The organism is Mucilaginibacter sp. McL0603, from assembly GCF_049992945.1.
GTDB lineage: Bacteria > Bacteroidota > Bacteroidia > Sphingobacteriales > Sphingobacteriaceae > Mucilaginibacter.
The window spans coordinates 3,623,610-3,647,817 of the sequence record NZ_CP188251.1 but is presented as its reverse complement, the minus strand read 5'-3'; the positions used below and the strand labels follow the sequence as shown (position 1 = coordinate 3,647,817).

Annotated in this window: 24 protein-coding genes; 6 read left to right on the top strand and 18 right to left on the bottom strand. The window is 37.4% G+C overall.

Annotated features, from left to right (window positions below):
• Nucleotides 1-24: 24 nt before the first annotated feature.
• Together ACPPVU_RS16735 and ACPPVU_RS16730 are read right to left on the bottom strand one after the other, a co-directional pair.
• Nucleotides 25-1,326, bottom strand: a complete 1,302-nt coding sequence (locus ACPPVU_RS16735; RefSeq protein WP_426667671.1) for a C1 family peptidase — start codon at nucleotides 1,324-1,326, stop codon at nucleotides 25-27.
• Between the two features lie 163 nt (nucleotides 1,327-1,489).
• Nucleotides 1,490-3,007, bottom strand: a complete 1,518-nt coding sequence (locus ACPPVU_RS16730; protein ID WP_426667670.1) for a TonB-dependent receptor — start codon at nucleotides 3,005-3,007, stop codon at nucleotides 1,490-1,492.
• A gap of 168 nt (nucleotides 3,008-3,175) precedes the next feature.
• Between ACPPVU_RS16730 and ACPPVU_RS16725 the strand changes: the two genes are divergently transcribed.
• Nucleotides 3,176-3,586, top strand: coding sequence for a Dabb family protein (locus ACPPVU_RS16725; protein WP_426667669.1), 411 nt, complete (start codon nucleotides 3,176-3,178; stop codon nucleotides 3,584-3,586).
• Here the strand turns inward: ACPPVU_RS16725 and ACPPVU_RS16720 are convergent.
• From ACPPVU_RS16720 to ACPPVU_RS16700, 5 genes are all read right to left on the bottom strand, one after another.
• Nucleotides 3,583-5,106, bottom strand: a complete 1,524-nt coding sequence (locus ACPPVU_RS16720) for an FAD-dependent oxidoreductase (RefSeq protein WP_426667668.1) — start codon at nucleotides 5,104-5,106, stop codon at nucleotides 3,583-3,585. The genes ACPPVU_RS16725 and ACPPVU_RS16720 overlap by 4 nt on opposite strands.
• A 4-nt stretch (nucleotides 5,107-5,110) precedes the next feature.
• Nucleotides 5,111-5,491, bottom strand: coding sequence for a hypothetical protein (locus ACPPVU_RS16715; RefSeq protein WP_426667667.1), 381 nt, complete (start codon nucleotides 5,489-5,491; stop codon nucleotides 5,111-5,113).
• Nucleotides 5,492-5,508: 17 nt separating this feature from the next.
• Nucleotides 5,509-6,639 (bottom strand): acyltransferase family protein, encoded by a 1,131-nt coding sequence (locus tag ACPPVU_RS16710; protein ID WP_426667666.1) that lies wholly within the window; start codon nucleotides 6,637-6,639, stop codon nucleotides 5,509-5,511.
• A gap of 102 nt (nucleotides 6,640-6,741) precedes the next feature.
• Complete coding sequence (locus ACPPVU_RS16705; RefSeq protein WP_426667665.1) at nucleotides 6,742-6,966, bottom strand: hypothetical protein; 225 nt, start codon at nucleotides 6,964-6,966, stop codon at nucleotides 6,742-6,744.
• A 3-nt stretch (nucleotides 6,967-6,969) separates the two neighbouring features.
• Complete coding sequence (locus ACPPVU_RS16700) at nucleotides 6,970-8,268, bottom strand: DEAD/DEAH box helicase (RefSeq protein WP_426667664.1); 1,299 nt, start codon at nucleotides 8,266-8,268, stop codon at nucleotides 6,970-6,972.
• 166 nt (nucleotides 8,269-8,434) lie between these two features.
• Here ACPPVU_RS16700 and ACPPVU_RS16695 point away from each other — a divergent pair, with 166 nt between their 5' ends.
• Genes ACPPVU_RS16695 through ACPPVU_RS16680 form a run of 4 tightly spaced genes read left to right on the top strand, consistent with a single transcriptional unit; the run spans nucleotide 8,435 to nucleotide 10,684 of the window.
• Nucleotides 8,435-9,190 (top strand): DEAD/DEAH box helicase, encoded by a 756-nt coding sequence (locus ACPPVU_RS16695; protein WP_426667663.1) that lies wholly within the window; start codon nucleotides 8,435-8,437, stop codon nucleotides 9,188-9,190.
• Nucleotides 9,191-9,206: 16 nt separating this feature from the next.
• Nucleotides 9,207-9,737: a DbpA RNA binding domain-containing protein gene (locus tag ACPPVU_RS16690; RefSeq protein ID WP_426667662.1), complete on the top strand. Its 531-nt coding sequence runs from the start codon at nucleotides 9,207-9,209 to the stop codon at nucleotides 9,735-9,737.
• An 11-nt stretch (nucleotides 9,738-9,748) separates the two neighbouring features.
• Complete coding sequence (locus ACPPVU_RS16685; RefSeq protein ID WP_426667661.1) at nucleotides 9,749-10,000, top strand: DUF1456 family protein; 252 nt, start codon at nucleotides 9,749-9,751, stop codon at nucleotides 9,998-10,000.
• Nucleotides 10,001-10,684 (top strand): pseudouridine synthase, encoded by a 684-nt coding sequence (locus ACPPVU_RS16680; protein WP_426667660.1) that lies wholly within the window; start codon nucleotides 10,001-10,003, stop codon nucleotides 10,682-10,684. It abuts the gene before it with no gap.
• On the opposite strand, the gene ACPPVU_RS16675 is transcribed toward ACPPVU_RS16680, so the two are convergent.
• The 11 genes from ACPPVU_RS16675 to spt form a co-directional block, all read right to left on the bottom strand.
• The gene (locus tag ACPPVU_RS16675) at nucleotides 10,681-11,211 is read right to left on the bottom strand and encodes a CAP domain-containing protein (protein WP_426667659.1); all 531 of its coding nucleotides are present in this window, start codon (nucleotides 11,209-11,211) and stop codon (nucleotides 10,681-10,683) included. The two genes, ACPPVU_RS16680 and ACPPVU_RS16675, sit on opposite strands and share 4 nt — an antisense overlap.
• A gap of 216 nt (nucleotides 11,212-11,427) precedes the next feature.
• Nucleotides 11,428-12,240, bottom strand: coding sequence for a hypothetical protein (locus ACPPVU_RS16670; protein WP_426667658.1), 813 nt, complete (start codon nucleotides 12,238-12,240; stop codon nucleotides 11,428-11,430).
• Nucleotides 12,241-12,401: 161 nt separating this feature from the next.
• Entirely contained in the window at nucleotides 12,402-13,337 is a 936-nt protein-coding gene (locus ACPPVU_RS16665; RefSeq protein WP_426667657.1) for a phosphatase PAP2 family protein, read from the bottom strand.
• Nucleotide 13,338: 1 nt separating this feature from the next.
• Nucleotides 13,339-13,962, bottom strand: coding sequence for a sterol desaturase family protein (locus ACPPVU_RS16660; protein WP_426667656.1), 624 nt, complete (start codon nucleotides 13,960-13,962; stop codon nucleotides 13,339-13,341).
• 4 nt (nucleotides 13,963-13,966) lie between these two features.
• Nucleotides 13,967-14,482: a DUF4833 domain-containing protein gene (locus ACPPVU_RS16655; RefSeq protein WP_426667655.1), complete on the bottom strand. Its 516-nt coding sequence runs from the start codon at nucleotides 14,480-14,482 to the stop codon at nucleotides 13,967-13,969.
• A gap of 51 nt (nucleotides 14,483-14,533) precedes the next feature.
• Nucleotides 14,534-15,247 carry a CDP-alcohol phosphatidyltransferase family protein gene (locus ACPPVU_RS16650; RefSeq protein ID WP_426667654.1) on the bottom strand — a complete coding sequence of 238 codons (714 nt, stop codon included), beginning with the start codon at nucleotides 15,245-15,247 and terminating at the stop codon, nucleotides 14,534-14,536.
• A 28-nt stretch (nucleotides 15,248-15,275) separates the two neighbouring features.
• Nucleotides 15,276-17,831 (bottom strand): DUF5686 family protein, encoded by a 2,556-nt coding sequence (locus ACPPVU_RS16645; protein ID WP_426667653.1) that lies wholly within the window; start codon nucleotides 17,829-17,831, stop codon nucleotides 15,276-15,278.
• A 334-nt stretch (nucleotides 17,832-18,165) separates the two neighbouring features.
• Nucleotides 18,166-18,618 (bottom strand): phosphatidylglycerophosphatase A family protein, encoded by a 453-nt coding sequence (locus ACPPVU_RS16640; RefSeq protein ID WP_426667652.1) that lies wholly within the window; start codon nucleotides 18,616-18,618, stop codon nucleotides 18,166-18,168.
• Nucleotides 18,618-19,940: an inositol-3-phosphate synthase gene (locus ACPPVU_RS16635; protein WP_426667651.1), complete on the bottom strand. Its 1,323-nt coding sequence runs from the start codon at nucleotides 19,938-19,940 to the stop codon at nucleotides 18,618-18,620. Before ACPPVU_RS16635 ends, ACPPVU_RS16640 begins: the two co-directional genes overlap by 1 nt.
• Nucleotides 19,941-20,139: 199 nt before the next feature.
• Nucleotides 20,140-21,255 carry a hypothetical protein gene (locus ACPPVU_RS16630; RefSeq protein ID WP_426667650.1) on the bottom strand — a complete coding sequence of 372 codons (1,116 nt, stop codon included), beginning with the start codon at nucleotides 21,253-21,255 and terminating at the stop codon, nucleotides 20,140-20,142.
• A 66-nt stretch (nucleotides 21,256-21,321) separates the two neighbouring features.
• Nucleotides 21,322-22,527: a serine palmitoyltransferase gene (spt, locus tag ACPPVU_RS16625; RefSeq protein WP_426667649.1), complete on the bottom strand. Its 1,206-nt coding sequence runs from the start codon at nucleotides 22,525-22,527 to the stop codon at nucleotides 21,322-21,324.
• 344 nt (nucleotides 22,528-22,871) lie between these two features.
• Between spt and ACPPVU_RS16620 the strand changes: the two genes are divergently transcribed.
• Complete coding sequence (locus tag ACPPVU_RS16620) at nucleotides 22,872-24,206, top strand: TolC family protein (RefSeq protein ID WP_426667648.1); 1,335 nt, start codon at nucleotides 22,872-22,874, stop codon at nucleotides 24,204-24,206.
• The last annotated feature ends 2 nt before the right edge of the window (nucleotides 24,207-24,208 follow it).

Below are 24,208 nucleotides of genomic sequence, written 5' to 3'. Positions count from 1 at the left end.
AGATATCTTGAGGCAATTGGCAATTCAGATAGGTTTCTTAATGCTGACTCCTTCGAATGCCCAGGCATCAGCGCTGAACTTATCAATATACTCAAATGATAAATGGCCATATCCTTTATCTCCCCAACCTGTTCCCCAGGAGTTGCGGAATTTGAAGGTTTTTTCGGGACCGTTATATCCTACCAGGCATACCGCATGGCCGCCCACTACTGATTCTTTTTCCGTAGGCATAGGTATAATTCCAGTTTCGGCTGGTTTGCTGGACATAAAGGACCCATACACGGTTATTCCGATAACGACCGGTCCATGGGCATCCATCACTTCCGTGATCTTAGTAACACTTTTTGCCTGATATGAGTTATTTATTTGATAATGATCTGCGTTTTCCAATTTTTCAGGTAGATCCACGTTATATTCTCCGGCTTTATAAGGCCAATCTTGTTCTGTAACAGCTCCATATTTTGTTGCGATGTCAATGGCACTTTTAACGGAAGTACCAGAATCAGTTTTTAACATGTTATTCAGCTTTCGCGAATAGTTGTAGATATAACGGGGACTGATCCTGATCTTTTTGTCCAGATGTTTGACTATTTGGTATTCAATGCAAGCAGCTACAGCAAATCCTACCGAACTCCCTTCATCTCCCTGGTTTAATACTTGCAGCATCTGGCTACTATAATCTCTGGATGCTGACTGAATTTTGGTTGCCTTTTTCTTTTCACCCAAATTTTGATTAACGCTCAAAGGCTGACTCAACACTTCATCTGATTCTTTTTTACGCCTGATGAGATCTTCGATCAATTTGTCAACTTCCTTTTTTTTGGTATTCACAAAAGAATCGAAATGTGTCTTATTTTCGGTTAATATTTTCTCGAGGGCTGAACTTCCTTTTTCAGTTATTTGTTCAGCAATTTGTTCAACTTTCAGCTGTTCCGTAATTGTTTTACTCATTTGGATCCTCAATTCGTCCAGTAACTGCTGAGAGGTTTCATTTATTTTTTGTTGCGCATTCGTTTTTAGGTCTTTAAAATATGTTTTTACCTGGAAGAAGCCAAACAGGATAAGACTCAAGCCCGCAATTCCACCAAAAGTGATCCAACCTATAAGTCGTGATTTGGAAGATTCGAATACTTTCTCTGCGAGCATTTCATCCTGAATATCCTTGAAAGTGTGGATTATAGAATCCTGGCGATGGATGATCGTAATAAGCGTGTCCTTATTAGCGCGTTCTTTGTGGGAATCGCTTTGTTGTTGCGCAAAAAGGTTAACCGGGAAAAGCAGAAAATATAGAACTGCCCATTCTACAATGAGTTTTCTCTTTTTCATATCCTAAGATATGTGTTATTCTTTGTATTTTATAGTATTGTAGGTCAGTTATTTGTGTAAGTAATATCTATAGTAAATAAGATAAAATCAATAACGTTTTTTGCTGTTATTTTTCGTAATTAAAAATAGATTTGTATTGAAATATAAAATACGGATTTGACTTTTATATTTTGGGCGTTTTTGAATTCTTAACGCTTTCTAACACAGTTTCCGGGATAGCTTCAGTTGCGGTTATATCTTTTTCAGCAGGATTATTTTCACACGGAAAACCGAATAGACACCTGTCTTTTATCATCGCAGCTACTTCAGGTGGTACATATTCTTCCCATCCATCTGCGCCTTGCTTTATAAGTTCCAATACCTTATCAGTTTGCACATGCAGGTTGTTTTCGTTGTAATGGCTGATGTCCTCAATTTTGTTATTGGCTATCAGGTAACGGTATAGATCTATAAGGTGAGAAGGCGGATGAAACCTAAGACAGTTCCAAATCACCCCATCGCGCAAAGTAGGATAGATAAACAATTTTACCTTTCGGCTGAATAATGTAGCAAAAGACTCCAAAATCCCACCCGGAAGGTCCTTGTAATGTTCTTCGGCAAAAATATATTCCAGGTTAGGATACCCTAAGACAACACCCATTTTCAAGCTGGTTATCTTCGACAAATAGGCTACTAATTTATAATATTCATGAAAGTTAGATATCAGCACTGTTTGCCCCAGCGAACAAAGAATATCTACACGGTCAAGAAAATCCTTCTCATCAATTTCTGCAGTTTCGTCGGCGTTACGTTCTTTCAAGGATTGCAACGTAAGTTCGCTAATAACTACAACATTTTCTTTGTCAACATCAGGTTCCTGCATAAATTGCTTAACGCCTGTGTTGAGCATGTCTAAATGCACATTAATAATAGGTCTAAAACGCCCGCGTATTACCACAATGTGCTTTTTATACAAAACTTCAGAAGGCTGCAGATTTTCACCATCCGGACCGAAGACAGCTGCGTCTGAAAAACCATATTTTACAAGGTGTAAACTCATTAGCCGGTTATCCACTTTACTAAAACCAGGTCCTTCAAAACGAATCATGTCTATTTGAATACGATCATTCGACAATTCATCCATCAACGACAGCAAAAAAACGGTTGGCTGTTCACTATAATAGAAGCAAGCGTACATTAAGTTTACTCCTAAAACTCCAACTGCTTGTTGCTGGAGATTATTATCATTATCCAGCAACTTTACATGAAGCACTACATCGTTAAATTCTCCATTTGGCTCTAACTGAAAACGCAGCCCCATCCAGCCATGTGCTTCGTTGGTTTTATGATAATTGAGAGCAGAGACTGTATCGGAAAAAGCAAAGAAAGTTGTTGTATCACCGCGTTGTACAGCCAGACGTTCGATCAACAGGCTATACTCATGATCGAGCATTGCCATCAATCGGGGTTCGCTTACATATCGACGAACCTTAAGAGCGCCATAGATAGCATCAGAAACAACCATATCATAAGCCGACATGGTTTTGGCAATAGTACCAGATGAAGCACCTGCCTTAAAGAAATTGGCAGCTACATCCTGACCAGCACCAATTTCGGCGAACGAGCCATAAATTTTTGGATCGAGGTTAATGGCAAGTGCTTTTTGTTTTGTTCCGATGTTTGTATTGTGAATGGTATTCATATACCTTTTATTGATTATTTATTGTTGCCAATGCGTGTTGATAAGATGGCTTAAAATTACAAATTTTTAAAGAATAGGTTACATTTATCGTACAAACAGATATTGTGATCAAATTGTTAATTAATTGATATCAGTTTTCATTAATTTTAAGACCTCATTACTTCCGCTATGAATACATCAAACAGGAGAAAATTTATTGCAACAACAGCATCACTGGCAGTTGGTACAGCCGCTGCCGCAGCGATGCCATTAAATATTATGGAAAACAAATACCCAGTAATTCATCATGTATTTTTCTGGCTTAAAAACCCGGGATCAAAAGAAGACCGCGACCAATTGGTAGCAGGTGTAAAAACATTATCGAAAATAGAAATGATACGTGAACTACGTGTAGGCGTAGTTGCTGATACTGAGAAACGTGATGTGGTTGATAAAAGCTGGGCAGTATCAGAACTGATGTTTTTTAGCAATCTCGCTGATCAGGCTGCTTATCAAAATCACCCTGTACACTTAGAATTTATCAAAAATTGCAGCCACCTATGGGAAAAGGTAGTCGTGTACGATATTGCAGATGCTTAAACGATCTTTTTTATATGATCAGATAATCTTAAAGTTAGTGCAACAAGAGTTAGCGTCGGATTTGGTGCCCCTGCAGTAGGGTAGCAAGCTGATCCTGCAATAAACAAATTGCTGATGCCATGAACCTTGCAATTGGCATCAACGACCCCTTGTTTAGGATCATCGCTCATCCGTGTAGTACCCATATGGTGCCAGCCTCCGCCTGTAAATTCGGGCCATGTATTATCATGTTCATCCTGCAGGTATTCCATTAAACGAACCCTTCCTTTGGAAGCGATGCCTAATTGCTGTCCGATTAATTCATAAATAGTACGTATACTTCTTTTTTCAAGAGGAGTGAGTTCCCAATGCAACATAGCACGAGGTACACCCAATGCATCCGTTTCTGTATCTAATGTAATGCGACTATCGGGATTAGGGGCTTGTTCTATACGCGTGAAAAGCTGATAAGAACTATGCCCTTTTGCTGAATAGCCTTTTTTCTCGGCTTTATCAAATTTGGCCATTTCCTTTTTCGTTTTGGCTGTATCTGCCGACCAGATATCAATAAAAGCTGGTTGTTTCCTGGCGATGTCTAATGGTGTCAGTGATGCGGTTCCATTAAGTATTTTAAATTCACGTTGTTTTTCTGCACTAATAGCTAATTCTGCCCGGGCTTTGGTTTTACCAAACTCCCAGGCGTATAATTTTAACAACTCTGATTGTTCAAGCCATAACTCAGCCGACTTAATTTCCAGGTGTTCCATAAAATAACGGCCAACCAAGTCATTGTTATTACCCAGCCCTTTTGATGATTGTTTATTGGATGCTAATAACATCCGGGCATTTTGTACGGCACAACATGCCATCACAAAGTTTTTAGCTCTTACAGTATGCGTTTTACCTGCAAAATTTTTAACCGTAACTTCTTTTATTGCTGATATATGCTCATTGGACGTAATGTTGGTTACATTGGCATAAGTATACAAATGAATATTGGATGCCTTGATTATTGTATCCTTATACTTAGTACCGAAGCGCGAAGGTGGACTAAACTGCCACATTTTATTAAATACTGCAGCTTTGTCAAATGGAAGTGAATCGAGGGTCGGATCTTTTTCCTGCCAGTAAGTGTCATTATACTCATATGGTCCGAGATCCAGGTTTTTATGAGCCCTTGCATAAAACGGATTAAGGTCTTCACGTTTGATGGGCCAGCCGCTGTGGGGTACCCAATCTCTTTTTTCAAAATCTATAGGATCGAGAGGAGAGCAAAAGCCTGCCCAATGGCCCGTTGTTCCGCCAAAATAATGCAGCCTTGCCGACTCCAGCGGATAATACCGTTGCCCTGTGGTTTTTCCTTTATACAGGTCCTGCATTTGAGATTCATACTCAAAGCCTCCTCCTTCAAGTAATATCACTTTATAAGGTGTATTTATCCACTCCAGTGCCATGCTAATGCCTGCCGCACCGGCACCTACAATACAAATATCTCCTTCTATTAAAGTTTGATCGGGCAGGGTTCTCGCATCAATATGCATAATATTAGGTGTTTATAATGGAATATAAGGCACATTGACGAGCCTCTGTTACTGATAGTACCCAACCTTTGGCCGTTACTGTTTTCCCAGCTTTAAAATCCTGCTCAACCTGCTCATCCAACTGCTTTTGGATCATTTTCTTATCGTTTGATGCATTATTTCCCAAAAGCAATTGGTTAAGAGCCGCTTGATTATCCTCAACCGGGAATAATTTACGATAGGCCAAGCCCGTTTCAGTGATCGTTTTAAAATCAACCAAACGTGAGAAAAACAATGGCTGTGACAATATTTTGTCAGTCGAGTTTAAGCCACATCCATCTATTATAGGCAGAGTGAGCGCGATGGCAGTATAAGCCGACAAATGAATGAAAGTTCTCCTTTGCATAAACCTGTTTTAAATGATCATACCCGTAAAAATACTTTCTTTTTGTACATAAAATATAAGAACAGCCATTTGATCATTACATAACAAATAGCGCCAACAACTAATTTATAGGGGTCGTTAAAAAAGTATAATAACCAATTGAAAAATCCCTTGGTGGTATATTCCCAATTGATGAATTTCCCGGATATATATATCAAAATGGAGTTCATGCCGATCACCTTAAAGAAGAAGGCCCATTTTTGGTAACCAAGTACATCGATCACGTAATAAAACCAAGCCATTAATAAAAGACTCAGGCCACCAACATTTAGTACGAATGAGCTTGTCCAGAGATTTTTATTGATCGGGAAATCCACGTTCCATATCTGAGCCAGTACTAGGAAGATAACACCAACAATCGCCAATCTCAATACTTTAGTTCCCTGGCTAAGTGTGGTCTTTTTTAGGGTTATACCTGTAAGAATTCCTAACAAACCGGTGCTTATAGCAGGGATAGTAGAGAACAAGCCCTCCGGATCATGCACACCGAGGTACAGCCTACCAGGCAAAATGGTTCTGTCCATATAAGAAGCGAAGTTGCCCTGCATAGTCAAATCTCCTGCTGGAAAACCTGGCGCTGAAGTGAATTTCAGTAGTAACCAATAGCCTATGATAAAAAACCAGAACCAGAATATCTGGAACTTTTCAGTTGAATACAGATAAATGATATTGGCAAACATATAAGCAATACCGATACGTCCTAAAACGGAAGCGAATCGTATCTCGTGAATTGGTTTAATATTCAGACCATTGTTAATAACAAGACCTAACAAGACAAGAATGAGAGCCCTTTTTATTACTCGCAGCACTAACTGGTTCCGGGACTTACCTTTCTCCAGCTCGCGTCCAACTGAGAATGGAGTTGATACCCCAGCCATAAACAGGAATAATGGAAATATAAGATCATATAAATGAAAACCGTTCCATGCGGGGTGGGTCAATTGGTTGGATATGGCAATAAAAGGCCCCCACTTGGTTGCATCGGCTAAGGCGTGGAATATTTCCTCGGCGCCCATTATCCAAAACATGTCAAAGCCACGAAGGGCATCTAAGGAGTAAAGTCGGGTAGGGATCTTCGGGGAATCGTCAGCCTGGGTTATAGCAGTCATAGTTTTAATTGTGAGATGATTAGTTAGGGTTATTAATAATAAAACTAAGCATTTCGAACAATTAATCCGAATAGTTACACTGCTATTTATGTATCAATTTTATTACTCTTTGTAGTTTTCAATTTCCCTGCCTATCAAATTCACTTCTTCATCATTATCAAAAAGTGGCATTTCGGTTTCTTGATCCAGTTTAAGCCAATGTGTTTCCGTATCTTTTTGGATCTTAACATATTCCACACCCTCTTTAAAGATGGCATAGATTTCTTCTCCTTCAGGGAATACAGAATAAGTAATGCCATTTATTTCAAGGTCAAATGGTTCAGTCATATTTTAGTGCTTTTTCTTGTTATTCATTTTAGCCTTAGTACCGGCACTGTAATTATAATCCTTTTTATTGCTTGCCTTTTTTTCATGAAAAGCTTCACCACGTTCAGGAACATCATTTTTTGCTGCCTTTTCTGATTTAACTTTCTTTTTATCCTTTTGTTCGGTAATTATATTCAAGCTATCAGGCAGGTTATTTTGTTCGACCTTTTGACCAACAGTTTGTTCAATTTTCTTCACCAAAATCAGTTCCAAATCGGTCGCAAGGATTACAGAGGATACTTTCTCTGTATTAACTTTATCCCTGATCATTCGCTGTACAAATTTTTCTGTGTCTTCTGGTATTTCAAAATGAATAAGAGATGATATGTCTGTAAGATCATGTGATCCAGTTAATTCATTAGCGATGATTAAAATCCTCGCCTCCTCTTGCTCCATAAATTCGTTTATTGATGCAAAACCTTTTGATTCAAACATCATGGGGCTTAATATGGCAACCTCATTTTTGAAACTCAAACGAAGATGGTTGTATACCTTTTCGGCATTTAAACGCGTGCTTACAAATACAGCAATTTTGGCATCAGGGTCAGTATTATTTAATAATAAAGCCAGTAAATTTAGCTTGGTCTTAAAATTTGGGACAAGATATAATTCCTGTTCATGTATTTCTGCTTTAGCTTCGCCTAATTCTTCTACTTCAATTAAAGCCGGCATATTCATAAAAGGATCTATCATTTGCTGTAATTTGCCGTGCATTACTTCGGTAAATACCAGGTGCTGGCATTTAATAATGCTATTAGCGAGTTCGACAACAGGCAATTGTGCGCCTTGCTTAACTATTTCTGCCGCATCATCAACTATAAACATGATGATCTTATTCAAATTTAAGCCGAGTTTTAAATAGATCGCACGGGCTCTGTCTGGAGTAGCTACTACGATGTCCGCACCATCTGCTAAAGCGTCCATTTGCGGCTGTATGGACGGTTCAGTGTATAAACCAACCACGCGAATGCTCGCATTTTTATTTAATAGCTCAAATTGGGCAATAACTTCCAACACCTTATCTTTATTGGGAACCAGTATTAATGCTCTGGGAGCCTCTTCAAATCCATATTTTAAGCGCATTAATACGCCAAGTAAATATGCAGTGGTTTTGCCACTGCCTTCTGGTGAAACAGCTATAATATCCTGGCCACCGATGATCCTTGTTAATGTTTTTAACTGTACCTCTTTAGGAGTAAAATATCCGGCTTCGGTTACCGAACGCACCAATTGTTTATTTAATTTTAATTTATCTGCCCACACAAGCTTATGTATTAATTGCGTGCAAAGGTAGGCTTTTTTTAGGTCTTGAAATTTAGGTCGGCAGTATGAGAGAAAATCGTTTATAATTAGACTTATTGGGGACTTGAAACTCATAACTTAAGACTTCTGACTTTTAAAACTACCTTTGCAGCATACAAAATAACTAATGATTAAAAAAGCGCTTGAAAATCTAAAGATCCATGAACTGAACGAAATGCAGCATGCGTCCCTTAACGTGGTTGAGGAAAAGGATATGATACTGCTTTCGCCAACAGGCTCAGGCAAAACGTTAGGTTTTTTACTTCCTGTGTTAAGACTTTTAAATGAAGAAACACAAGGCGTACAAGCACTTATATTGGTTCCGTCCCGTGAACTTGCTTTGCAAATTGAACAGGTGTTCAGAGCAATAGGTAGTGGGTTTAAAGTAAATTGCTGCTATGGCGGACATGATACGAAAGTGGAAAAGAATAACTTGTCTCAACCCCCTGCTGTTTTAATAGGAACTCCTGGCCGGATAGCCTGGCATTTGCGAAGAGAAACTTTTAAAACGGATAAAATACACACCCTGGTGCTTGATGAGTTTGACAAAGCGCTGGAGTTTGGTTTCCGGGAAGATATGGATTATATTATCGGACAATTACCTGGTTTAAAAAAGCGGATATTAACATCGGCCACAAAAATGGATGTGATTCCGGATTTTACAGGGTTAAATAATCCGGCTGAACTTAATTTTTTGCGAAAAGATACCAGTGCTTCGGGATTAAAACTTAAGGCGGTAGTATCAGAGGCTGCAGACCGGCTGGATGCCTTATTTGCGCTTATCTGTAAAATCGGGAATAAAGCGACACTGGTATTCTGTAATCACCGCGAGGCTGTGGAACGTATCAGTGACCTGCTATTTGAAAGAGGGGGTGATACATGATGTTTTTCATGGCGGAATGGAGCAACCTGATAGGGAAAAGGCCTTAATAAAATTCAGGAATGGGAGTAGTCAGATACTAGTCACTACCGACCTCGCTTCGCGTGGGCTGGATATACCGGAAATAGAATATATTATTCACTATCAGTTGCCTCATACTAAAGAAGCTTTTTTGCACCGGAATGGCCGTACCGCTCGCATGCACGCTGATGGAACGGCTTATTTATTGCTTAACCCAGACCAGCATCCAGATTTTTTGGACAAGATGCCAGAAATTGAAAAGCTACCTGAAAAATTGGTACTTCCAAAGCCAACTAAGTGGGCCACTTTGTATATTGCTGCCGGTAAAAAGGATAAGGTCAATAAAGTAGATATTGTTGGCCTGTTGCTCCAAAAAGGCAAACTAAATAAGGATGAATTAGGGTTGATAGAGGTGTTAGACTATTCATCCTATGTAGCTGTTGACAAGAAAAAAATAGTAAAAGCAGTTGATCTTATCAGGAATGAAAAGATCAAAAACAAAAAAGTGAAAATAGAAATTGCACGATAAAATATAAGCTTATGAGCAATAACGATATAATGAAAAAGCTGCGTGTGGCACTACAGCTGCGGGATGATGATATTGTTCACATTTGTAGCCTGGTTAATTTCAATACGACTAAAACAGAATTGGGCGCTATTTTTCGCGATAAAGAGCATCCGAATTTTAAACCTTGCGGTGATCAGTTATTACGCAATTTTTTAAACGGTTTGATCATTTACAAACGCGGACCGATGGAGAAAAAGCCGGTTCAAAAAAAGCAGGATCAATAAATGCTGGACATTTTATTCAGGGATGAGTATTTGATCGCTATAAATAAGCCGCATGGTTTGCTGGTACATCGGTCGGCCATTGCAGCTGATGTTGAAGAGTTTGCTTTACAGTTATTGCGCGATCAAATAGGGCAGAAGGTAAACCCCGTACACCGGCTGGATAGAAAAACAAGTGGTGTATTGCTGTTTGCATTTGATAAAAGTACTGAAATAGAAATGCAAAAACAGTTTGCTGAAAATAAAGTAAAAAAGACCTATTTAGCAATTGTGCGCGGACACACGGAAGAGAATGGCAATATTGATTATCCCTTAAGAAAGGAAAATGGCACATTACAGGATGCGTTTACCACTTATAAAACTTTGAACCGAGCCGAGTTAGATGTTCCTTTTGGAAAGCACCCCACATCGCGATATTCTTTGATTGAAGCCACACCGGCTACCGGAAGAATGCATCAATTAAGAAAACATTTTGCACATATTTTTCATCCTATCATTGGCGACAGGACGCATGGCTGTAACAAACAAAACAAGTTGTTTAAAGAAAAATGGGAAATGGATACAATGCTGTTGCATGCTCAATCGTTAACATTTATTCATCCCGTAACCTCAAATAAAATTGTTCTCGAAGCATCTATTCAGGACGAGTTTGTTAGGGTTATGAAATTAATGGGATGGATGAATTAGTGTCCCGAAGTAGCCTTCTTTTGTATCAACTTATACCTGCCACTTTTTATCATTTCCTGTTCTTTTGGTGAAAATGCTTCCCTGCCACCAAAATCCTGTACCCAGTAGTGATCTATTTCAGCGATACCAACTTCCTTAAATGCCGGATTCATTAAGTTATGGCAATGTCCTTCGCTGTGTAGCCAGCCATTCATTACTTCGGCAATACTCATTTGTCCTAGCGCGATATTTTCTCCTACAGTAAAGCTTTTATAGCCTTTAAAATAATAGCCTGCATCAATAACACGATCTGACATACTCTGGCCATTCTTGCTGGTATGACTAAAGTATTTTCGTTCAGACATATCCAATGCATGTCCGCGTGCTGCATCTTCTAATTGATCGTTCCAGGTAATAGGAGGGGCAGGAGGCATAAACGTGTGACCACAATTGCATCCTTTTTGGCGTATCTGATTAATACGGGTTAGAAACTCCTGTTTGAAATGGCCATTATTGATAGGATGAGGTGTAGCAGAGATGCATGTCAAAAAAATCAATGTTATTACCCCTCTAAAAAACAAGCTATTCATAATCAATAGACATATAAACAACCACTAGGTTTAAATTATTGTATATCCTGCTATAAAATTATTGCTAATCAATCTGGTGCTTATGTTTCACTCTCAATCGCCAAAAATCACGTCGTTTGCGCTTGTAAAGAAAAAATATACTGGTGGTAATTAAGGCAAGCGCCAGAATAAGAACTATAATGACGCTATTCTTTTTGAAGAGCTGATTTTGTAAGATTTCTTGTTGCCTATTATATAAAGTTTTTTTTTCATCAACTGCAACGAGTCTTTCATATTAAGTTTTGCCATCATCTTGGCTTCCTCGTCTCTTTTTATACTATCATCAATAGCATTATGCCTTTTTAGGGCGATGGTAGCCTTTGTGTAATCCTTCATTACATTATATAACAAAGCATAATGTAGCTGTACTTGTGATTCCTGTTTGGGATAGTGATTTTTAGTGGAGATCGTTAACGCCTCATTCAGATCGCGGATAGCAAGTTTATAGTCTTTAATATCAGACTTGATAGATGATAATTCAATCAATGAGGAGATAATATTTGGATTATCATTCTTTGCCCGTGAAAGTGTATTAGATTGTAAAATGAACCATTTTGCCTGAGTGTATTTATGCTGGGCATGATATACTTTAGTTAACATATCAAAACTTACACGTAAACCCGTTGTATCGTCATATTTTGAATAGTAATGTATAGCAGACATTGTATTACTTATAGCCAGGTTCTGATAAACATGCCGCTGCTTTTTATTACGAACAGTATCGTATTTTATATATTCGGATGCTATTTGTGTGTAGATGGGAGCTTTAAGAGAATCATCAACGATTGCATCAAGTTCCTGCTTAAGGCTATCTACTGTTGATATTCTGGCTTTTTGCTGTTCCTTTAATTCTAAAGTATCGATCTTATTTATCATCGCAAAAGACGCACGAAAACATAGCAGGAAAAAAATGAGTAAAAGAAGTCTTTTTGTGAAAAATGTAAACATGCAAATAAGATTGACAATAAGTATTATCAAATCCTATGCCTGTATTAGCATATTTCTGAATTTATAGCTTTAAGGATGTTGTAAAGGTGCTTTTTGACAAGTAATACTGTAACTAATAGGGTACAAAGTACTGTAATTAGTACAATGGATTTCTCAAGGTTCTACCTTACAAGGGCTTCGTAGTTATTAATAAACCGACTAAGCCACCCGGTTTTTAAAAGCAGGTTGAATAAAGTAATACCAATGGTAGCACATATTATTCCAGCGAGTACATCTAACACATAATGATGGCTCAAATAAACTGCTGAGAACCATATTCCAAACATTACAGTAAAGAAAAATATATTCATCAGGCCGAGTCTGTTCTTTATCGCATAATATACAACGATAACAGGGTAGGAAGAATGCAACGATGGCATGGCTGCAAATACATTGGAACCTTTAGCATAGATTGATTTAAAGATGCCAGTGTGAAAATAATTATCAAATTTTACCAAGCCGGCAGTATTGCCTGTTTTTAAAGGCTGAAAAACAAAACCATGATATTGCACATACCAGGGTGGTGCCGCAGGGTAAAGATAATATATAACAAAGCCTATAAAGTTCACCAAAACAAACGTCATAGAAAATAACAGAAACTGTCTTCTGTTTTTGAAGAATAGATAAGCTGCAAAGGCGAGGGGTACAGGTATCCAGCACAAATAAAAAATGCCGGTCATGATATCCAGGAAAGTAAAACCATTTATTCGCCAATATTCATTAGGAGTAAGCAATTTATTTTGAATATGGATACCAAAAAGGTGCTTTTCAAAATTATAGAGATCTTCAATGTGTACTGTGTTATAATTATAATTAGGAAAAGCCTTCATGTAATCAAAAATAACCCAGTAAACAATGAAGATGGAAAACCCAAGTATGAATTTGCGGGTGATAGCTGATAGGTAAAATGCGCAATTAAAGATCAATACCAATATCACCTGGTCGATCTTAAAGTCTACCAGGAATGCGGAAAAAAGCAAATAAGCAAATGAGATAATTGAAACAACAGCTACAGAACGGAAAGTAACTGTACTGCCATGAACCTCATCATTACCCATGCTATTTTTTGATGAAATCTGAACGGAATATCTTATCCCAAAATGGTGAGCTTACGCCATATCCTTTATCGGGGTCCTGATAGTGATGCAGCATATGATGCTGTTTTATTTTCTTCCAGATGTTGCCCTTAAAGTTGAAATGATGTATGGCATAATGCGATTCATCATAAAACAGGTAACCCAAAATAAATCCGGGAAAGAATCCCCATATATAATTAACAGGCAAAATTGCATTAAACAAAAAGAAAAAACCTGTTGCCAGTGGAATACTTACAGAAGGAGGTAATACTAAACGCTTTGCATCACTCGGATAATCATGATGAACGCCGTGGAATATAAAATGCAGCCTTTGTGCCCATGGTTTATCTGGCGGAGCGTAGTGGAATACAAAACGATGCATAATGTATTCAACAAATGACCACACAAATAGTGCGGCAATAAATAATCCTATAAAAGTAAGAACCTGCATTTCTACTACGAAAAAGGTCCTGTAAATGCAATACGCTATAACCGGCATAAAAATAAATACCGGAACTAAAAAATGAACCTTTGATAATTTTTCTAGCAAGTCATTTTTAAACATTCTCACAGATTCCTGTGAATTTGAAACATATTTCTTTTTCATCACTTCAGGGTTTAAAACGTTCAACAATTTCTCTGCCTGTTACCGGATCAGAACCTTTAACTTCCACATAAGTAACATTCGGAAGCCAGAAGGAACCACCGTCAATTTTTACAAAGATACGGTTAAGCATAACCTGTTTTTGCGCTATTAATGCGAATATATGATATTTTCCGTCTCCTGCCTTCATTAACGTAAGAGGAAATTTTTTGTATGACACAAATCTGATATCATAATTACCGTTATCAAGCGCTTTAGAAGTTAAACCATATGCAAATTTACGTTGAATATAGTTTAAATCCTGTTTCTGTCCATTTTCAGCATATCTTATCCAGTAAGCTTTTACGGGTTCATCAACATTTAACTTGCCGTCATTAGTCAGGTTAAGATCATATACTATAGTATTGACATTGGGAGTACGCTGTAAATAAAATAGTCTTTGGCTATTTAAAGGGGGAACAGGATAAACCAAATCAGCACCAGAACCTATAGTTTTATCAGCACCGTATGCTAATGTTGTCAAAGAAAAAAATAGTAAAAAAAGTATTCGCATTAAAAATTGAGTATTGTATTGTTATTGATCTTTCTTTTCAAGAGCCTTTTTTGCATCCATTAGGCGCCTGAAAGCTGTTGCATTAGTTAAAATTGCAAGTGCTACTATTGGAAAAGTAAATATGGACATGGTTTCGAATATATGGAATCTGATACCAGGTATATACAATTTGTAATTACCACCAATATATAACGAGGTAACGCCGCATAGCATAGCAAATAGTCCGAGTGTAATCACCCTTTCAGGGCGCTGCATTAAACCACCTCTAAGCTCCACGCCAAGCCCTTCGGCACGGGCGCGCACATAACTAACCATCATGGAGCCGATCAGCGCAATAAAGGCAAATATCGAACTTAAAAAATAGTGATGTGCAACCAGGTAATAGCAAATGCCCAAAAACATAATCAATTCACTATAGCGGTCAAGTACCGAATCATATAGAGCACCGAATGTTGATTTCATATTTCCAAGTCTTGCCACTTGTCCGTCGAGCATATCAAATAAACCGGCGAAAAGAATTAACGCCCCAGCCCATCCAACATATGTAAGATCGCCACGGTTACCTTCTTCGGCACCGATAATGAATATTACAGCAACCCCAACGTTCAGCACAAATCCAATTGAAGTGACTATATTGGGAGTGAGGCCTAATTTTATCAGTATCTTAACAAAAGGGTCTATAACTCTGTATATTCCTAATTGAAGATTGGTACGTAATGATGTTTGGTGTGCCATAGCTGCAATAACTTTAAATAAATACTGATTAAAAGGTAAAGAGAACTCTTGCCCGGATACCCCATTTAGCTACCTCAGGTTGATCTAAATAATCAAAGCGCCTAACTAAATCAACCCTTACAAATTTAAAAATGTTTTCAATACCAACACTGCCTTCAATATAAGGGGTTTTACTCATTGCAAAAGTAGTAGGTTTACCGTTTTCATCAGTTGGTAATTGATATAATGATGGATGTAATGATGGATTATTCTCATTACTAAGCCCACCCCATAATGCCTTAAATGAAAATGTCTCACGCCATTTTAATTTCTTTAATAAGGGAACTTTATTGAAGAAAAAACCATTAAAATGCTGATCGATAAAGATGCTTTCATAGTGGTCATTAACAAATTCCAGAAAGTTCATCAGGTTGTATGAGTAAAGATCATAAGCGTATGTTTGGTTGGCTCGTGGTATTGAAAGTAAAGGATATGGAACTTGCCCGAAAACATGCCCAACTTCGCCTGTAACATCAGCATAACCTAACTGTGAAAAATAAAAGCGTTTATCGATCTCGAAATGAAGATTTTGATAATTATATTCTCCATCAAATACATTTTTTAGACCCTGAGTGAAATCCAAAGTAAAAATCGGGTATTTATTTGGGATATCAGTACGATAAATCTTCCCCTGGTAAAATTGCTCATTAGGGGCATATCTTAACTGGGCAGTAACTTCAGCAGTAGTTAAGCTGTTTACATTATTAGGTTCTCCGTTTACCTCGTTAGTAAAGGATAATGAACCGGCAGGTGATTGTGTCCATCTTCTTAATCCTAAACTATATGAAAAATGGCTCTCATATTCATGAACATAATCTGCCTTATAAAAAATATTATATAAGTATTTGTCATTTTCACCTCGCTTAAACGACAGTAAAAAATTATCTTCCTCCACGAATTGCAATGCCAGCCCCGGTATCTTAGTATCATTCTGGTAACTTACCCTTATGTAGTCCTGAGGGAATTTATATACAGATTTATCATTAAGAGAATAGGTAGCGCTTAAAAAGCCTTTCCACTTTTCGTCTTTAAATCCATACGCTAAATATGTTTCAAAGTAATAACGTTTACTTAATTCAGGAGTAGTCCGTCCTCCAAGCCTTAGTTTTAAACCTTCAACTGGGTTAAAGCTGTAAAAAGTATTTGAAGGACCAACCTCAAACCAGCCAAATCCCTTGTAGCCAGCCAGTAAAAGCGTTAATATATCCATAGTACGTTTATAAGACGGCATGGATTGTAGCGTATCTATATTATGGTATACCTTTGATTCAGCAGTAGTAAGTGTATCCAGGCGATTTTTTGACCAGAAATCTTTACTTCTTCTGGTAGCATCATCAGTTATTACCTGGGCCGGGCCGTCAAAAGTAGTGTCCGGCAAGGCTTTGTTTACAATGTAATCTTTGTATGTAATAGTCCGTATACCTAACAAGCCACCTTTGCCATTTTTATTAAACCCAAAATCAACAATTGTATTGCTTTTACTTAAATGGTATCTCTGGTCTGGGTTTTGTTCAAAATCCTGATCAACATGCAATGATTTTACAAAATTCAGGTTGATATTTTTATTTACAGTAAGCTCCACATGTTGCACCGCGTAATGACCATCCAGTGTAACATATATCTTCCCCTCAAAAAGCATATCGGTGGTATTGCGTGGTGTAAAGCTTAACTCAACAACTTTCGCATTATTGACCACTATGGTATCTGTGATGAAAAATTTATAAAAAGTAGGGGCAGAATTACATATAGGGCTCAGAAACTCATTGGTCATCAGGAAGATATTGTTTTTATAAATATCAACCTCATAGTACATGTGTTTAAAGTATTGTCCAAGACCCTCATTATCGATATAACTTCCAAAATTCACGCTCTTTTCGCCCAATAAAATTGATTTCTTTTTTTCAGGTGATTTACGGTAATAATTTTGACTTAATTTTTCATCGAGATAGATGGGTAATAAATTTTTGCCTGGAATAGTAGTACTATCACGATTCTCCAGCAGGAATTTATATTTTTTGAAAAACTTTTTGTCTGCTATAGTCGGGGAAACATTAAGCAGCGAGAACATCATTTTATCATATTCTTTATTCTGCACATAATCATAGCTTTCCGGTCGATTTTGTTCTCTGTGCGCTATTACCTGCCGGATCAACTCCACAGCCGGATTATCTTTATTTCGGTATCTTGTTTTTTTACCTGAGCTGATAACAACCCCGCTAAGTTGTTGCGTTGACGGTACAAGGTGTATATTAATAACCTGTTCCTGACCCGGAACCACATTTAGGGTAATGGGCTTATAGCCTACGTAAGATACTTTTATCTGGCTAAAAGGTTTTTTAGATTCCAGAACGTACTTGCCATCATTGTCCGCAGTTACATGTACTGAGCTATCGGCTGCAAATATATTTACAAAAGGAAGTGTTTGTTTGGTTTTAGTATCCGTCACTACACCACTTACCTTGGTTTCTTGAGCAAGTGTTATTAATGACGGTATAAGAAACAGTGTTAGAATAAATATTTTTAAATAAGTATTTTTAAAATTCATGTGCCTAATGCGGTTACGCAAACAAAACTCAAATTTTCGGATTAGCTGTAAAACGTAACTATGTAATATTGATACAACTCCTTTAAAAATTTACGTTATACAATTTCAATTAGTTGTTGTAATAATGTTTTAATATTTAAATAACAGTGTTATTATTTTAGTTCCAACAATTACTTCCTTTTCTGCCCGAATTTTTACTGTCCGATTGAAATTATAGCAGAAGTTTAACAAGCTTGTTATACTGCGCAAAAATAGAAAAATTCCAGTCAGACTATTGTGGTCAAAAAGTCAAAATTAATCAAACGATTAATAAATATCTTTATTTTGTTCTGGCTTAAAAAAGTTTAAACCACAAGATAATTTGTAGCAATATATTAGCATATAAACCGGCCAGAACGTCATCAAGCATAATTCCCCAACCGCCGGGGAATTTTTCCAGTTTCCGGATATAAAGAGGCTTTACAATATCAAAAAAGCGGAACAGGATAAGTGCACATACAACGTATTTTATGGATACTGGCACAAAAAGCAGGCTGATACACATACCGGAGACTTCATCAATTACCACCCGGGCTGGATCCTTACCCCATATTGTTGAAACAACTCCAGACGACCATATACCAAGTAGTGTGATTACTGCAGTAGCTATAAGAGAGGGGACTAGCTGATAACCGTTTTGCCAGGCTAGGTACCAACAAATAGAGCAGGCAACGGCTGCAACCGTGCCTGCTCCTTTACCAATATAGCCTATGCCAAGGCTGGTGGAAATCAGTTTATGAAAAAGCATTATAACGATTCAACCAAATCCTGGTAATAATCTAAGCCAAGATGAGTGATCAAATCTTCACCCATCATGTGGCGAAGTGTATTTTGCAGTTTCATCAATTGTTTAAATATGTCATTTTCAGGATGCAGGCCTGGCGCAGTTTGTGGCGACTTAAGATAGAATGATAGCCATTCTTGTACACCACTCATTTGAGCTCTTTTTGCCAGATCGCTGAATAAAGCCAGATCCAATGCAATAGGAGCAGCTAAAATTGAATCCCGGCAAAGGAAATTGATCTTGATTTGCATTTTGTATCCTAACCAACCAAAAATGTCGATGTTATCCCAGCTTTCTTTATTATCACCATGTGGTGGATAATAATCAATACGTATTTTATGATAAAGATCTCCATATAATTCAGGATTGTCTTCAGGCTTTAAAATATCTTCAAGTACGCCTAGTTTGGAAACTTCTTTTGTTTTGAAATTATCTGGGTCATCCAATACTAAACCATCACGATTGCCCAATATATTTGTTGAGAACCATCCTTTTACTCCTAATGAACGTGCAGCTAAACCAGGAGCCAATATCGTTTTCATTAAAGTTTGCCCAGTTTTGAAATCTTTACCGGCAATAGGGGTTTCAGTTAGTTTAGCCAGTTCAACCATGGCTGGTATATCAACAGTTAAGTTAGGAGCGCCATTTGCAAAAGGGATACCCATTTTTAGTGCCGAATAGGCATATATCATACTTGGTGATATACGTTTATCATCATCTAACAAAGCTTGTTCAAATTTTGCAAGGGTCTGATGAATATCAGAAGCTTCATAATATATTTCAGTTGAACCGCACCATACCAAAACTATTCTGCTGCAATTGTTCTTATCCTTGAAGTTTTTGATATCAGCCATTACAGCCTGAGCCAACTCATACCGTGTACCTGTTTTGACATTAGTAGCTACCAGGTTTTTTGCATAGTTTTTATCAAAAGCGGCTTTCATTGGAACCACATTTTCCAGTTCGGTCTTGATCGCATTCAATAAACCAGGCTCAAGTACTTTAGCTTTCATCGCAGCTTCATACACATTGTCTTCATATACGTCCCAACCACCAAAAACGATATCTTTGAAATCTGCAATTGGTACAAAATCTTTAATCTTTGGGTTACGATTATCCGTTCTTTTACCTAAACGTATATGGCCCATTTGTGTAAGTGAACCGATTGGCTGTGATAAACCCTTTTTTACGGCTTCAACACCGGCGATCAATGTAGTAGCTACTGCTCCTAAACCAGGAATCAAAATACCTAGTTTACCTTCAGCAGGTTGAATGTTGCTTTTCATTTCTGTTTTTATTTATTAATTTATGGCAATAGCCATTTGATTGCTAATAACTGCCCAAAGAACTGAATTTTTCAGCAAATAAGGCGCGATTTTTACAAAGTTGACCAAAATATGAAAATTGTCAGTTTTTTATTTTGGTCAGCTTTGATAGATAAGATTAGATTCTTCAGAAATACAGGTGGGGCGATACTTATACCTTTTAAAGAGCTTTTTCGTATATCCTGTATGTTTTATATTGATTTCCGCCTATGGCTTCAATAGCACGGTTTACCATGTCATTATTTTCTAAAGTCCATGATGCTTCTGCATATTCAAGACCTTTTCTGCGGTATTCTTTAATTATATTACCGTATAAAACGGCCTCGATACCCATTTTTCGGTAACCATCAACTACGCCCAAGAGCATAATCCTTATACCCTTAATTTTGCTCTTGCCAAATAAAAGCTTAAACAGACCTGTAGGAAGAAGACGGCCTCTTTTTATTTTTTTCAGTATCTGGTTAATATCAGGTATAGCTACTCCAAAGCCAACTATTTTTCCGTGTTGCTCGGCAAGCAGGCAAAAATCAGGGTCAAGGATCATCTTCAAATCCTTGGCAGTATAGTCAAATTCCTCATTTGTCATAGGGAAGAAGCCCATGTTTTTGTCCCATGCAGTATTGTATACTTCACGCAGCGCGTCGGCTTCTTCTTTAAATTTTTTCAAATTGACTTTTCTGATAGTTACGTCGCTACGTTTTAAACGCTCCTGCAACTTATCAAGTAACTGAACAGATTTGTCATTATAATCATCTTTCCCCCAACGCCATGCCAATAGGTCAACTTGCTTGGTAAATCCGGCTTTCTCAAGCAGGTCTACATAGTAAGCTTGATTGTAGGTCATCATTACCATCGGTGGGCTATCAAAGCCTTTTACCAGCAAGCCGCAGGTTTCATTGGTTGATGGATTTACGGGGCCAACAATTTTAGATACTTTCTTTTCTGCTAACCATTTAGTGACTTCTGCAAATAAAAGATTTGCAACTTCCTGATCATTTACACAATCAAAAAATCCAAAAAAACCATCGTTTACATTGTTAAACTTATTATGGTTAGTATTATATATAGCGGCTATTCGCCCGACAATTTTATCACCATCATATGCCAAAAAAGTTTGTAATGATGAATGCTTGTGAAAAGGGTGGGTGGTTAAAATATCCCTTTGTGCAATAAATAATTCCGGTACGTAGTTTTGATCGTCCTTATAGAGATCGTGAGGAAAATCGATAAATTTAGCCAGTTCTTTTTTATTACTAACCGGAACTATTTTTTTCATTAGAGTGAGGTTTGTTAAATAGGGGATAAAAATATTCCCCGATAATGATTTTACCGGGGAATAATCTTATATATTTTCTTTGATCATTGCAACGCCAACTTCTTTAAACACTTTGTTTATTTTATCTATCGCTTCTTCTATTTGGGCAAAAGTATGTGTTGCCATTAATGAAAAACGAAGTAAAGATGAGTCGGATGGAACTGCAGGTGATACTACAGGGTTTACGAATACGCCTGAATTTTGCAGGTATTTTGTTACGAGGAAGGTTTTTTCATTGTCACGCACGTAGATTGGAAGGATCGGACTTTCTGTTGGTCCGAGATCAAAGCCTTCATCAACTAATAGTTTATGGGCATAATTGGTATTCTCCCATAACTTAGCTATTCTTTCAGGTTCTGATTCAATGATATCCAAAGCTGCAATAACGCTGGCTACGGCACCCGGAGGCATACTTGCACTGAACATTAATGAACGTGCACGGTGTTTCAGATAATCAATAGTAGCAAAATCAGCAGCTATGAAACCACCTAATGATGCCAGGGACTTACTGAATGTACCCATAATTAAGTCAACATCATCTGTTAAGTTGAAGTGGGATGCAGTACCTGCACCTTTAACACCAATAACGCCCAGGCTATGTGCATCGTCAACCATGATATTGGCACCGAATTCTTCAGCCAGTTCAACAATTTCAGGCAACTTTACAATGTCACCCTCCATGCTGAAAATACCATCAACGGCAATAACCTTTACTGCTTCCTCAGGCAAAATGCTTAGTTTACGCCTCAGGTCATCCATGTCATTATGGGCATATTTGATTACTCTTGAAAATGAAAGCCGGCTGCCATCAATTAATGAGGCATGGTCATATTCATCCAATATTAAATAATCATTACGGCCTGTTATGCATGATAATACACCAAGATTTACCTGGAAACCAGTGCTAAAAAGAACTGAGGCTTCTTTGCCAACATATTTAGCCAGTCTTTGCTCTAATTCAATATGAATGTCAAGTGTTCCATTTAAAAATCTTGATCCGGCACAACCGGTGCCGTATTTATCAATGGCCTTTTTCGAAGCTTCTTTAATTTTAGGATGATTGGTTAATCCCAAATAGGAATTTGAGCCAAACATCAATACGCGCTTTCCATCGATAATTACTTCGGTATCCTGTCCGGATTCAATAGGCCTGAAAAAAGGATAGACTCCTCTTTCCCTCGCCATTTCTGCGTCTTTAAACAACGCAATTTTATCATGTAGTTTTTTACCCATGTATTAGCCTTGTTTTAATTTTTTGTAAAAATATCATGAACAAGTTATGACTTAAATGTTAGATCACTGAAAATCTTTATATTACACTTTAGTGGTAATGTAAATTCTCATAAGGCAAATTAATTAAATTTTTTATTTAATTCGTGTCACAATTTTTCATTTTTTTAAAAAAACGAAAAAAACAGTGTTCAAACGAATGATTTAATGATGATTAAAGTAAAAATGCTGTTGATAGTTTACTTTTGTTTATAATTATGCCATATTCGCTTTCGGCTGTAAATTTATTGAAATTTATAGGAACCATTGCATTAATTTGTATTGTTTAATACGCACCTTACCATTCTATGAGAAAAATACTTTACTTACTGTCTGGTTTTCTTCTGTATTTCCCCTCAATCGTTTCTGCTCAAACAAATGCCGATACGTCTGTAAAAGTAGTCACTTTAAGGCAATGTGTTGACTTTGCACTTCGTAATCAACCTGTAGTAAGACAAGCTTCAATTGATGAAGCGATAAATGAACGCGATATCAGGATCAGTCTTTCATCCTGGTTGCCCCAGATAAGCGGCTCTGGTCTTTATGACTATTATTTTAAAGGGACACCCTTAATACCTAATACGGGTCTTGCCACATCTAATGCAACCATAGACAATGCATCGACTCTTGGTTTACAAGCCAATCAGGTTATCTATAATAATGACGTGCTACAGGCTGCCAAAGCTGCTAAATACTCACGGCTATATTATAAGCAAAATACACTGAGCAGCCAGATCAATGTGGTATCAGATGTTAGCAAAGCATTTTTTGATGTTTTATTATCTCAAAAGCAGCTGGACATATTAAATGAAGATATTATAAGATTGAGGAGAAGCCTCAGGGATGCTAATTCGCAGTATCAGGCCGGTGTAGTTGATAAAACCGACTATAAACAAGCTACCATTGCATTAAATAATTCATTAGCTCTGTATAAACAAACTCAAGAGGCCATCAAAAGCAAAGTAGCTTATTTGAAACAGATTATGGGTGTAAACCCTAATAATGAATTGACCCTTAGTTATGATTCTGCACGTTATGAAACCGAGGCAATCATTGATACTAATCAAAAGCTTGATGTTAACAACCGTATAGAATATCAGTTACTTCAAACACAAAAAAGCCTGCAGAATGTTAATGTGAGTTATTATAAATGGGGTTTCTTACCATCTATATCTGCAACAGGTGTCTACGATTGGTATTATTATAGTAGTAGTTTCTCCGGTCTATATAATAAGTCATTTCCTAATGCATACGTGGGGTTGACCCTTGCGATTCCAATTTTTCAGGGAAATAAACGATTGGAGAATCTAAGTAAAGCACGTCTTCAGGTTAATCGGGCTGATCTCGATATTGTTAATTCTCGCAATACAATTAATACTGAATATATACAGGCACTGGCGAGTTACAAAAGCAATTATACTAATTGGGAGTTCCTTAAACAGAATGTTGGACTGGCAAAGGATGTTTATCACGTTGTAAGTCTGCAATACAGGGAAGGCATTAAAACTTTTCTGGATGTAACTGTAGCCCAATCAGATCTTAGAACTGCTGAACTGAATTATTATAATGCCTTATTCCAATTACTGTCGAGTAAGATCGACCTGCAAAAAGCATTAGGCACTCTAACTGTACAACAAAACTGAAT

Coding starts and splice junctions, on each gene's coding strand:
- ACPPVU_RS16735 (WP_426667671.1), bottom strand. CDS start 1,326: ATGAAAAAGAGAAAACTCATTGTAGAATGGGCAGTTCTATATTTTCTG.
- ACPPVU_RS16730 (WP_426667670.1), bottom strand. CDS start 3,007: ATGAATACCATTCACAATACAAACATCGGAACAAAACAAAAAGCACTT.
- ACPPVU_RS16725 (WP_426667669.1), top strand. CDS start 3,176: ATGAATACATCAAACAGGAGAAAATTTATTGCAACAACAGCATCACTG.
- ACPPVU_RS16720 (WP_426667668.1), bottom strand. CDS start 5,106: ATGCATATTGATGCGAGAACCCTGCCCGATCAAACTTTAATAGAAGGA.
- ACPPVU_RS16715 (WP_426667667.1), bottom strand. CDS start 5,491: ATGCAAAGGAGAACTTTCATTCATTTGTCGGCTTATACTGCCATCGCG.
- ACPPVU_RS16710 (WP_426667666.1), bottom strand. CDS start 6,639: ATGACTGCTATAACCCAGGCTGACGATTCCCCGAAGATCCCTACCCGA.
- ACPPVU_RS16705 (WP_426667665.1), bottom strand. CDS start 6,966: ATGACTGAACCATTTGACCTTGAAATAAATGGCATTACTTATTCTGTA.
- ACPPVU_RS16695 (WP_426667663.1), top strand. CDS start 8,435: ATGATTAAAAAAGCGCTTGAAAATCTAAAGATCCATGAACTGAACGAA.
- ACPPVU_RS16690 (WP_426667662.1), top strand. CDS start 9,207: ATGGAGCAACCTGATAGGGAAAAGGCCTTAATAAAATTCAGGAATGGG.
- ACPPVU_RS16685 (WP_426667661.1), top strand. CDS start 9,749: ATGAGCAATAACGATATAATGAAAAAGCTGCGTGTGGCACTACAGCTG.
- ACPPVU_RS16680 (WP_426667660.1), top strand. CDS start 10,001: ATGCTGGACATTTTATTCAGGGATGAGTATTTGATCGCTATAAATAAG.
- ACPPVU_RS16670 (WP_426667658.1), bottom strand. CDS start 12,240: ATGTTTACATTTTTCACAAAAAGACTTCTTTTACTCATTTTTTTCCTG.
- ACPPVU_RS16665 (WP_426667657.1), bottom strand. CDS start 13,337: ATGGGTAATGATGAGGTTCATGGCAGTACAGTTACTTTCCGTTCTGTA.
- ACPPVU_RS16660 (WP_426667656.1), bottom strand. CDS start 13,962: ATGAAAAAGAAATATGTTTCAAATTCACAGGAATCTGTGAGAATGTTT.
- ACPPVU_RS16650 (WP_426667654.1), bottom strand. CDS start 15,247: ATGGCACACCAAACATCATTACGTACCAATCTTCAATTAGGAATATAC.
- ACPPVU_RS16645 (WP_426667653.1), bottom strand. CDS start 17,831: ATGAATTTTAAAAATACTTATTTAAAAATATTTATTCTAACACTGTTT.
- ACPPVU_RS16640 (WP_426667652.1), bottom strand. CDS start 18,618: ATGCTTTTTCATAAACTGATTTCCACCAGCCTTGGCATAGGCTATATT.
- ACPPVU_RS16635 (WP_426667651.1), bottom strand. CDS start 19,940: ATGAAAAGCAACATTCAACCTGCTGAAGGTAAACTAGGTATTTTGATT.
- ACPPVU_RS16630 (WP_426667650.1), bottom strand. CDS start 21,255: ATGAAAAAAATAGTTCCGGTTAGTAATAAAAAAGAACTGGCTAAATTT.
- spt (WP_426667649.1), bottom strand. CDS start 22,527: ATGGGTAAAAAACTACATGATAAAATTGCGTTGTTTAAAGACGCAGAA.
- ACPPVU_RS16620 (WP_426667648.1), top strand. CDS start 22,872: ATGAGAAAAATACTTTACTTACTGTCTGGTTTTCTTCTGTATTTCCCC.